Annotated in this window: 12 protein-coding genes and 1 pseudogene; 8 read left to right on the forward strand and 5 right to left on the reverse strand. The window is 71.3% G+C overall.

The annotated features are described in order from the left end of the window. The 3 genes and pseudogenes from MKK82_RS01065 to MKK82_RS01075 all read right to left on the reverse strand — a co-directional run. Positions 1-186, reverse strand: a pseudogene (locus tag MKK82_RS01065) (sugar transporter); the annotation flags it as partial. 348 nt (positions 187-534) lie between these two features. After that, positions 535-759, reverse strand: coding sequence for a Flp family type IVb pilin (locus MKK82_RS01070; RefSeq protein WP_238293960.1), 225 nt, complete (start codon positions 757-759; stop codon positions 535-537). Positions 760-948: 189 nt separating this feature from the next. Beyond that, positions 949-1,224: a DUF3072 domain-containing protein gene (locus MKK82_RS01075; protein WP_238293957.1), complete on the reverse strand. Its 276-nt coding sequence runs from the start codon at positions 1,222-1,224 to the stop codon at positions 949-951. 175 nt (positions 1,225-1,399) lie between these two features. Here MKK82_RS01075 and MKK82_RS01080 point away from each other — a divergent pair, with 175 nt between their 5' ends. From MKK82_RS01080 to MKK82_RS01110, 7 genes are all read left to right on the forward strand, one after another. Then, positions 1,400-1,966 (forward strand): gluconokinase, encoded by a 567-nt coding sequence (locus MKK82_RS01080; RefSeq protein WP_238293955.1) that lies wholly within the window; start codon positions 1,400-1,402, stop codon positions 1,964-1,966. A gap of 3 nt (positions 1,967-1,969) precedes the next feature. After that, complete coding sequence (locus MKK82_RS01085; RefSeq protein ID WP_243984323.1) at positions 1,970-2,791, forward strand: Cof-type HAD-IIB family hydrolase; 822 nt, start codon at positions 1,970-1,972, stop codon at positions 2,789-2,791. Positions 2,792-3,005: 214 nt separating this feature from the next. Further along, entirely contained in the window at positions 3,006-4,010 is a 1,005-nt protein-coding gene (locus tag MKK82_RS01090; RefSeq protein ID WP_243984324.1) for a transglycosylase SLT domain-containing protein, read from the forward strand. 316 nt (positions 4,011-4,326) lie between these two features. Continuing rightward, the gene (locus tag MKK82_RS01095) at positions 4,327-5,211 is read left to right on the forward strand and encodes a helix-turn-helix transcriptional regulator (RefSeq protein ID WP_238293941.1); all 885 of its coding nucleotides are present in this window, start codon (positions 4,327-4,329) and stop codon (positions 5,209-5,211) included. Between the two features lie 226 nt (positions 5,212-5,437). Further along, positions 5,438-6,289, forward strand: coding sequence for a serine O-acetyltransferase (gene cysE / locus MKK82_RS01100; protein WP_238293939.1), 852 nt, complete (start codon positions 5,438-5,440; stop codon positions 6,287-6,289). Between the two features lie 147 nt (positions 6,290-6,436). Continuing rightward, the gene (locus MKK82_RS01105) at positions 6,437-6,652 is read left to right on the forward strand and encodes a DUF3126 family protein (protein ID WP_007565940.1); all 216 of its coding nucleotides are present in this window, start codon (positions 6,437-6,439) and stop codon (positions 6,650-6,652) included. A gap of 143 nt (positions 6,653-6,795) precedes the next feature. Continuing rightward, the gene (locus tag MKK82_RS01110; RefSeq protein WP_238293937.1) at positions 6,796-7,125 is read left to right on the forward strand and encodes a DUF6949 family protein; all 330 of its coding nucleotides are present in this window, start codon (positions 6,796-6,798) and stop codon (positions 7,123-7,125) included. A gap of 279 nt (positions 7,126-7,404) precedes the next feature. On the opposite strand, the gene MKK82_RS01115 is transcribed toward MKK82_RS01110, so the two are convergent. Next, positions 7,405-8,112, reverse strand: a complete 708-nt coding sequence (locus MKK82_RS01115; protein ID WP_243984326.1) for a transglutaminase-like cysteine peptidase — start codon at positions 8,110-8,112, stop codon at positions 7,405-7,407. Between the two features lie 317 nt (positions 8,113-8,429). Between MKK82_RS01115 and MKK82_RS01120 the strand changes: the two genes are divergently transcribed. Continuing rightward, entirely contained in the window at positions 8,430-8,687 is a 258-nt protein-coding gene (locus MKK82_RS01120) for a hypothetical protein (protein ID WP_243984328.1), read from the forward strand. A 6-nt stretch (positions 8,688-8,693) separates the two neighbouring features. On the opposite strand, the gene MKK82_RS01125 is transcribed toward MKK82_RS01120, so the two are convergent. Continuing rightward, positions 8,694-8,833: transglutaminase-like cysteine peptidase (locus MKK82_RS01125; RefSeq protein ID WP_243984232.1), on the reverse strand; the 140-nt coding region annotated here is incomplete at its 5' end.

Raw genomic sequence — 8,833 nt, forward strand, 5'->3', positions numbered from 1 at the left:
GCCGCGCAGGGCCTCCACCACCGCCGGCGTCACGTCGATGATCTCGTAGCGGGCCAGCAGGCCCCCGTCGGCGGTCGCGACCTCCGCGCCCGCCTGGATCGCGCTCGCCGTCGGACCCGCCGCCGGCAGGTACGTGCAGCCCGACATCGCCGAAACGGCGAGCAGCACGAGGGGAAGTTTGTGCATCCAGATGTTGCCCATCGGTAGTGCCGAGCCCGTGCCTAGCCCATGGTGACCCGGGTGTCCGTGGCGGGTGAGCCACACTCCGTCGGCGACGGCCGAGACCCGAGTTTCATCCTCGCTAAGCACAGCTTTTTCGGGGCAGACGGGTGAAGATTGTTTCGGCTTCGCGGGCGGGAGCCGGAAAGGCCGGACGCCCCGGAGCGCTGTCGGTGCCGTCGTCCCGTGAGGAGGTCGCGGTCACGCCCGGCGGCGCCTGCGGGATCGCCGGCGTGCCGGGCCGTCCGGGCCCGACGCGGCAGCGCCGGCCGCCGAGGCCCTGCGGCAGCCCGGCGGCGGGCTCTGGAAGCCCGCTCAGTTGTTCTGGCTCACCGCCGTGCTGATCTGGTCATAGACCCCGTTTACCCGCGAGGCATAGGTGCGGAGGCTGCCGACCACCGCCAGGAAGATCAGGCCGGCGATCAGGGCATACTCGATCGCCGTGGCGCCGTGCGCATCGCGGCGGAACCGGCTTAGCAGGGGACCGAGGCCGGCCGCGAAGCCCGACAGGATCCGGACGTGAGCGGCAACCCGCGCCATCCTTTCGCAGTCCGGCACACGCATCGTCGCAACCGCCCCCTCGTCATGCTCCGCCGCCCGGTCGGCACCGCATTCCGCGCCTCCTTCTAGCGCATCTGCCATTGCCGCGGGCTTAATGCGGTCTGCGAAACTCGGCTTTCGCGTCCGTCCCGGCCGAATATGGGCCCGGGACGGACGCGTTCGCGCGGATCAGGCGCGGCCGGCCTTGTGGCGCAGGTCGTCGATCCGCTGCGAGGCCTCGGCCTTGCCGAGGTCGGCGTCGAAGGCTTCCGGCTCCTTGGCCTCCTCCGACAGCGTCTTCAGGTAGGAGGCCTGGGCACCCGTCATCGGCTCGCCGCCGGTGGTCCACTCGCTCGGATCCTTGATCTGATTCGAGACGTCCTTCGGATCGGTCTTGGGATTGTCCTGGGCCGCATCCTGGGTGGACGCGCCCTTGGACTCGGTCTTCGAGGCTGTCTTGGCCATGAGGTTCTTGTTCCTGAAATGTTCTGTCGTCCCTCGGGCAACGCGGGGGTTCGCAGGCGGTTCCGGCCCATCTGCGGAGAGTCCGGCTTCCCGCCGCGGCCTTCCCTTCCGCGTGGCCCGGCCTATTGAAGGGTGACCGGCGTCCCGAGGACGCCTTCGGTTCCGCGAGGTCCGGATGACGTCCCAGACGGGGGTGACCGATGCGGCCGCCGCGGCCGCGCAGGTGCTCGTGGTGATGGGCGTCTCGGGCTCCGGCAAGAGCACCGTCGCGGCGCTGATCGCCGAGCGGCTCGGCTGGATCTTCGTCGACGGCGACAGCTTCCACACCCCGGAGCACGTGGCCAAGATGCACGCGGGCCACGCCCTCGACGACGAGGATCGCGCGCCCTGGCTGGCCCGGATCGCCACATGGATCCGGCATCGGCTGGAGGCCGGCGAGTCGGGCGTGGTCGTGTGCTCGGGCCTGCGCCGTGCCTACCGGGACGTCCTCACCGGCGGGAGCCCCCGGGTGCGCCTGGTCTATCTGGAGGGCGACAAGGCCCTGGTCGCCGGGCGGCTGGCCGCGCGCCGGGGCCACTTCATGTCCCCCCGGCTCCTCGACAGCCAGTTCGCCACGCTGGAGGTCCCCGGGCCCGACGAGCGCCCGATCACCGTCGGGATCGACGAAGAGCCCGAGTCGATCGTCGACCGGGTCGTGGCGCGGCTCGCGGCGGAGACGCGCGGGCGACCGGGAGCGGAGTGAGGCATGGCAGCGGAATCCGGCAAGGCCGCGGGGATCGCCCTGGTGATCTCGGACGTCGACGGCACCCTGGTGACCGGCGACAAGCGCCTCACGGGCGAGACCGTCGCTTCCGTGGGACGCCTGCGGGCGGCCGGGATCGGCTTCAGCATCGCCTCGGCGCGCCCGCCGATCGGCCTGCGGCACCTCGTGGCCGAACTCGGCCTCGACCTGCCGATGGGGGCGTTCAACGGCGCCAGTGTGGTGCGGCCCGACCTCTCGCCCCTCTCCGAGCGGACGATTCCCGAGGCCGCGGCCCGGGCGGCCCTCGATCGCCTTCTGGCGGAGGGGCTCGACGTCTGGGTCTTCGCCCAGGGCGCGTGGTGCCTGCGTGACCCGCAGGGGCCCTACACCGACCTCGAGCGCCGCACGATCGGCGCGGAGCCGCGGGTCGTGGCGGATCTCGGCACGCTCATGGGTGCCGCCGCCAAGATCGTCGGCGTGAGCCGGGACCACGCCCACCTCGCGGACTGCGAGACCCGGATCGCGGCGGCGCTGGCGGAGAGGGCGACGGTGCACCGTTCGCAGACATACTACCTCGACGTCACCCCGCCCCATCTCGACAAGGGCCAGTTCGTCACTTGGATGAGCGGGCATCTCGACATTCCGCCCGAACGGATCGCGACCTTCGGCGATGCCGGCAACGACCAGCCGATGTTCGCCCGCAGCGGCTTCTCGGTGGCGATGGGCAATGCCGAGGACGCCGTGAAGGCGTCGGCCAGCGCCGTGACGGACAGCAACGACGCGGACGGCTTCGCCCACGCGGTCGATCGCTTCATCCTCCCCTGACGGTCCGCCCGATGCGGGTCGCCTCCGCAGGCCGCCCTGTGGACAACCCCACCGCGTCATGTAGCCGGCCGCCCCTGTGGCCGCCGAAGCACAGGGGACCCGGACCCCGACCCGCCACACCGGTCGCCCACAGCTTGCCGGAGCGGGGCCGCTTTCCGGCCTCATTTGCCCGCGACCTAGCTTGACCACAGAACAAGCAGCACCGGGTCTCGGAATGCATCGCCTTCTCCTGGCCGCCGTCCTCGCGGTTGTGCCCGCCGCCGCCTTCGGGCAGGCCGCGCGCGACAACATCGACGCGCTGATCGAGCAGCAGGCCAAGGCGAACGGCGTCCCGGCGAGCTTCGTCCACGCGGTGGTCAAGCGCGAAAGCAACTACAATCCGAACGCCAAGGGCGGCAGCGCCCTGGGCCTGATGCAGATCAAGCACGCGACCGCCCGGAGCCTCGGCTACACGGGCGACGCCGCAGGCCTCTACGATCCGGCGACCAACCTGCGCTACGGGGTCGCCTATCTCGCCGGCGCCTACCGCACGGCCCAGGGCAACCTCACCCAGGCCTACAGCTACTACAACCGCGGCTACTACTACGCCGCCAAGCGCCAGGGCATCTCCACGGAGGTCGCCGCCGTGGTGGCGCCGGTGGCGGCCTCGGCCAGCGCCCTCGCGAGCCTGTTCGGCGGCGGCGCGGCGGATGCCAGGAACCCAGCCGCGGCGGCGCTGGCCTACGCCCCCGCCGCCTCGGTGGCGGAGGTGCCGACCGAGACCGTCGAGGTGCCTCTGCCGCCCCGCCGCCCGGCCGCGCTGGCCGGCGGAACGATCCAGCTCGCGAGCCTCTCGCTCGAGCCGGCCGCGCCGAATCCGGCGGCCTCCGCTCCGGTTGCAACGGAGCCGGCGGCTCAGGCCGTGGAAGTGCCGCTGCCGCCGCGCCGGCCCGCCGTCCTCGGGACCGCCGTGGCGGCCGGATCTCCGGTCGCATCCCAAGTCGCGTTCCAGGCCACAGCGCCGGCCGCGCTGGCCGAGTTGCGCCTGTCACCCCAGGCCGAGTCCGCCGTCCCGGCGAGCCCGACGCCGCAATCGGGCGCCTCGGCGCCGATCTCCGACGCGGTCGACGTCCCGCTGCCGCCACGGCGCCCGACGGTCCAGACGCTCGCCGCGGCGTCGCCCCGGCGCGCACCGGTCGGGGCGGCCGTGCGCGAGGCGGCGGCCCTGCCGGTGGAATAGCCGGCCCGGGCTCGGGGCGCGCCGCTTTCCCGCGCTGCTGCCCACATTAGGATCATGCCTGCGGCTTGACCATCGCGGTGTTCCGCAACACATAAGCGCCACGCCAGCATCAGGGTTGGACCGGCCCGGCATCGCTCGGGCCCGGTCACAGCGGCCGGACGGCGGCGGCGCAACACAGAACCCCGGGCAGGAAACGCCGGTCGCCGCGCGGATGTTCGGGCAGTCGCCCGGGATCGCGATGCATGATTGATCTCGAAGCGTCAGACATGCAGGGCACGACCTCTGCTTTCGAGCTGGCAGGAAAGCGGACGGCGCCATGACCGGCGTGGTGGAACAGGAATCTCTCTTTCTCACGGACCTCGGGCGCCGTGTCCGGCACGCGCGCACCGTGCGCGGCCTGTCGCGCAAGGTCCTGTCGCAGACGTCGGGTCTCTCCGAGCGCTACATCGCGCAGCTCGAGGGCGGCCAGGGCAATGTCTCGATCATCCTGCTGCGGCGGGTGGCCAACGCCATGGGCGTGCGGCTGGACGACCTGATCACCGGCAACGACGCGCTGCCGGACTGGCCGGTGGTGCGCGATCTCCTCAGCCAGGCGAGCCCGGCGCAGATCGCAGCCGCCAAGGAGGCGCTCTCCGGCGGCAGCCGGCCCGAATCCACCGGCCGCCTGCGGGTCGCGCTGATCGGATTGCGGGGCGCCGGCAAGTCGACGCTGGGCAAGCTCGCGGCCGAGCGCCTGGGCTGGACCTTCGTGGAGCTGAACGCCGAGATCGAACGCGAGAACGCCCTCTCGGTGCAGGAGATCTTCGCGATCTACGGCCAGGAGGGTTACCGGCGCCTTGAGCAGCAGGCGCTGCGCCGCCTCACCGAACATCCCGGGCCACTGATCCTGGCGACCAGCGGCGGCATCGTCGCCGAGCCGCTGACCTACGATCTGCTTCTCCAGGCGTTTTACACGATCTGGTTGCGGGCGCGGCCGGAGGAGCACATGAGCCGCGTGCGTGAGCAGGGCCATCTCGCCACCACGGGCGACCATGCCTCGGCGATGCAGGAGCTGCGCGCGGTCCTGGCGAGCCGCGAGCCGCTCTACGCCCGGGCGCCCGCCACCGTCGACACCTCCAACATCCCGGTCCCGACGATGCTCGACCGCCTGACCGCGACGATCGAGGCCCGCTTCGGGATGGCCGTACCGGCGGCGGGGTAATCCGCCACGCTCCGGTTCGGTGACAGCCATGTCTCCGGCGCAGCGCCGGAACCGCGCGGGCCCTTGATCGACGCGCTGCAGCACACCACGCTAGGCGGGACCGTTATTCCTCCTTCTTCCCGGCGCCGGAAACCCGCGGCTTCCTGCGCCCCACTCGGGGAGAAGATCCGTCCCCCCGCCGGAGCTGCGGACAGCCAGCCGGAGCCTCGGACATGAGCGTCCGTCCATGAGCGCCAGCCCAGCCTTCCATCACGAGGCCCACGACCTCGCGGTCGTCGATCCGGTCTGGTCGCGGCTGCGTGCCGAGGCCGAGGACGTGCTGCGCTCCGAGCCGCAGCTCGCCTCCTTCATCGTGGCGACGATCCTGAACCATGCGAGCCTGGAGGCGGCCGTCGCCCACCGGGTCGCGGCGCGGCTCGGGCATCCGGCCCTGCCGGCCGACCTCGTCGCCCACGCCTTCCACGAGGCGATCGCCGCGGACCCGGCCATCGGACAAGCGTTCCGGGCCGATATCGGCGCGGTGATCGACCGCGACCCCGCGACCCTCAGGGCCCTCGAGCCGGTCCTCTACTTCAAGGGCTTCCATGCCCTCCAGGCCTATCGCCTGGCTCACCACGTCTGGAACCGCGGACGGCGCGACCTCGCCCTCTATCTTCAGAGCCGCATCTCCGAAGTGTTCCAGTGCGACATCCATCCGGCGGCACGGATCGGGCGCGGGGTGTTCCTCGACCACGCCACCGGCTTGGTGGTCGGCTCGACCGCGGTGATCGAGGACGACGTGTCGATCCTCCACGCCGTCACCCTCGGCGGCACCGGCAAGCAGCGCGGCGACCGCCATCCGAAGATCCGCCACGGCGTGATGATCGGGGCCGGCGCCAAGATCCTCGGCAACATCGAGGTCGGGGCCTGCGCCCGGGTCGCGGCGGGCTCGGTGGTGCTCCGGCCGGTGCCGCCCAACACCACGGTGGTCGGCGTGCCGGCCCGCGTGGTCGGCACCGCGGGCTGCGACGATCCGGCCCGCGCGATGGACCAGCTCGTCGCGGTCGACCCGTTTATCCACCTCGGCGACGGCATCTGATCGGGCGACGGGTTCTGGACGGTCGCGCTTGCCGCCCCGCGGCAGGCATGGCAAGCCCACCGCCCACAAGCCAACCGCTCACAGGCCCACCGCCCACAGGCCTACGGCCCATCCGCGGCGCCCGCGCCGCCAGGGAGACGAGACAGCGTGACCAAAGCCGAGACCGCGAAGCTTCAGGACTACCTGCGTCGCAAGTTCGCGAACAACAACATCCGCCTGACCGCGATGAAGACCGGCGATTCCGCCGAGGTGTTCATCGGCGAGGAATCGATCGGTGTTATCGCCGACGACAAGGAGGACGGCGACGATTCCTTCGTCTTCCGGATGGCGATCCTCGACATCGACCTCGAGGAAGAGGCCTGAGGCGCGAAGCCCGGCGGGACCGGCTCCGGAGCGGGTTCGACGGGCCCGCGCCTGTGCACGGGTTAAGGCTAACCGGCGGTATTGCTTAACAACCGGTAAATGACCCGGCTAAACTGCGCGCTACCTGTCCAGGAGCGCGAATAATGGTCGTGTCGCCAACCGCCCTCGAATCGATACGGACCTTGTGCATCGGCCTCGCGCTCTCCGGGCTGATCGCCAGCGCCTTCGAGCTGTTCGCGGCGCGGCGGGCGAGCTTCAGCCTGCTGGAGCGCGGCGGCCTGCCGGCCGTGGCCGCCCTGCCGATGCTGGCCTTCTCGGCGCCCTTCATCATCCTGCGCAACACCGTGCGTGGCCGGCGGATCGAGGGGCGGCCGATACCGTTCGTCATGCTGGCGACCCTGATCGCCTGCGGCTGGGGCCTGCTGTCGGGCCGCGTCGCCCTCGACCTCGCGGCGATGCTGGTCGGCGCCTGAGGGCGACGCCGCGCGACATCAGGACGATGGCGCGCTCCTGAAGGAGCGACCACACCATCCCCGCCCTCACGGTGAGGGGCCCGAGCGCAGCGCGGGCCTCGACGGAGCCCTCCGGAGGGCCGCGCGATCCCCAGGAGCCCACCCACCGGGGCCTGTCGATCACGGCAGCTCAGGATGAGGGGCAGGCTGTGAGGGATGGGTAGGACGACCCCGTGCGCGAGCCCGCTTGGTGGCGTCGCGCGGCACCGCCTAGCAGACCGGTTTCCCGGCCGACGGAGGTCACGGCTCGGCCGTCGCCACCTGGGCGGCGCCGTCCTTGCCCTCCAGGGAAACCCAGGCCGGCCCGTCCTGGCCGGCGCGCTTGATGAAGCTGTAGCCGGTGCGCCGCCAGGGCCGGATCGCGTCGGTCTTGTTGTCGAGGACGAAGTCGCCCCGATCGGTGCGGACCGTCAGCACCGCGTGTCCCTCGTTGGTCTCGTCGATCACCACGGTCATCAGCAGGGTTCGCCGCGGCAGGCCGCGCTCCACCAGCATCCGCCGTTTCAGCAGCTGGTAATCCTCGCAATCGCCGAAACCGTCATCCGGGAAGTCCCAGCGGTCGACGACACCCCAGTGCGCCTGGTCGGTGAGGGGCCGGATTCGGGCATTCACCCGGCGGTTGACGCTCGTCAACGTCCGCCAGACCGCCACGGTGAGCGGGATCGCGGGCGGCTCGGCGGTATCGACGGTGCATTCCCGCGGCGCCCGCGTGCAGAACTCCGTCCAGCCCGCGATGGCGCGCACGGCGCCGGTCGGCTCGGTGACGGAGGTCTCGTTGGGCAGGATCAGGCGGGCATGGGCGTGGGTGGTGGCGCCGCTCAGCGTCAGGATCGTGCCGACCAGGGCGAAGCTGATGGCCTGGCGCGCCCGGCGCGTGGGCCCGGCCCAGCCTCGCCACTGAATGGGGCCGAACGTCTCAAATGTGAGTCCGCCATCCGCGTGCCGCATGGTCCAAGCCCCCGCCGCCCGATGATGACGGGAGGGTGACACGGCTTTTCGCGACGCACAACGGGTCTGGAGGGGCGATAGAACGCCCGACCCCGTGGATCGGTTCCGTTTTAGACCAGTGTTGCGTCCGCAGAACTCGTGGCGCCCGTATGCACCAGCGGAATGGCCGGTGTACCCCCGCGGAAAGCCTTGATTCGCGGCGGCTTTGCCGGCTTCTCAGCAGCGCGCCCGCGCAGGACTTCCTCCGGTCGCCCTCGATTCGCAAAATCCCGGCCGTTCATCCGAGGATGGGGCCGCACCGTGAGAAGGTCGCCGTAATGCAGCCCGCCATCCAGCAGGTGATCAGAGCGCTCGCCGAGGATGGCCGGGCCGGTGCCATCGGCATCGCGGAGCACGCGGTGGATTCCTATCTCGCCGGAGCGCCGAGCGACGGCGATCGCGTGCTGTCCCGCGATATCCTCGTCCGCGATCTCGCCAGCCTGCGGGGTATCGCGCCTCATCTGGCCGGCTTCATCGGCCGCGTCGAGACCTACGTCGCGAGCCTCACTCACTCGTCGCTGAGCCGCGCCGCCTGATCGCGCTCAGCGGTTTGCGGTGGTGACGGGCGAGGTGACGCCGCCCAGCGACACCCAGGCGACGGCGTCCTGGCTCTCGCGCTTGATGAACACGTAGCCGGTCCTGTGCCAGGGCAGGATCGCGCTGGTCTTGTTGTCGAGCACGA

The organism is Methylobacterium sp. E-046 (assembly GCF_022829625.1).
GTDB lineage: Bacteria > Pseudomonadota > Alphaproteobacteria > Rhizobiales > Beijerinckiaceae > Methylobacterium > Methylobacterium longum.

Excerpts from the sequence above, each read along its gene's own strand:
- MKK82_RS01115 (WP_243984326.1), bottom strand. The coding sequence starts at position 8,112 with ATGCGGCACGCGGATGGCGGACTCACATTTGAGACGTTCGGCCCCATT.
- MKK82_RS01090 (WP_243984324.1), top strand. The coding sequence starts at position 3,006 with ATGCATCGCCTTCTCCTGGCCGCCGTCCTCGCGGTTGTGCCCGCCGCC.
- MKK82_RS01085 (WP_243984323.1), top strand. The coding sequence starts at position 1,970 with ATGGCAGCGGAATCCGGCAAGGCCGCGGGGATCGCCCTGGTGATCTCG.
- MKK82_RS01120 (WP_243984328.1), top strand. The coding sequence starts at position 8,430 with ATGCAGCCCGCCATCCAGCAGGTGATCAGAGCGCTCGCCGAGGATGGC.
- MKK82_RS01080 (WP_238293955.1), top strand. The coding sequence starts at position 1,400 with ATGACGTCCCAGACGGGGGTGACCGATGCGGCCGCCGCGGCCGCGCAG.
- MKK82_RS01070 (WP_238293960.1), bottom strand. The coding sequence starts at position 759 with ATGGCGCGGGTTGCCGCTCACGTCCGGATCCTGTCGGGCTTCGCGGCC.
- cysE (WP_238293939.1), top strand. The coding sequence starts at position 5,438 with ATGAGCGCCAGCCCAGCCTTCCATCACGAGGCCCACGACCTCGCGGTC.
- MKK82_RS01110 (WP_238293937.1), top strand. The coding sequence starts at position 6,796 with ATGGTCGTGTCGCCAACCGCCCTCGAATCGATACGGACCTTGTGCATC.
- MKK82_RS01075 (WP_238293957.1), bottom strand. The coding sequence starts at position 1,224 with ATGGCCAAGACAGCCTCGAAGACCGAGTCCAAGGGCGCGTCCACCCAG.
- MKK82_RS01095 (WP_238293941.1), top strand. The coding sequence starts at position 4,327 with ATGACCGGCGTGGTGGAACAGGAATCTCTCTTTCTCACGGACCTCGGG.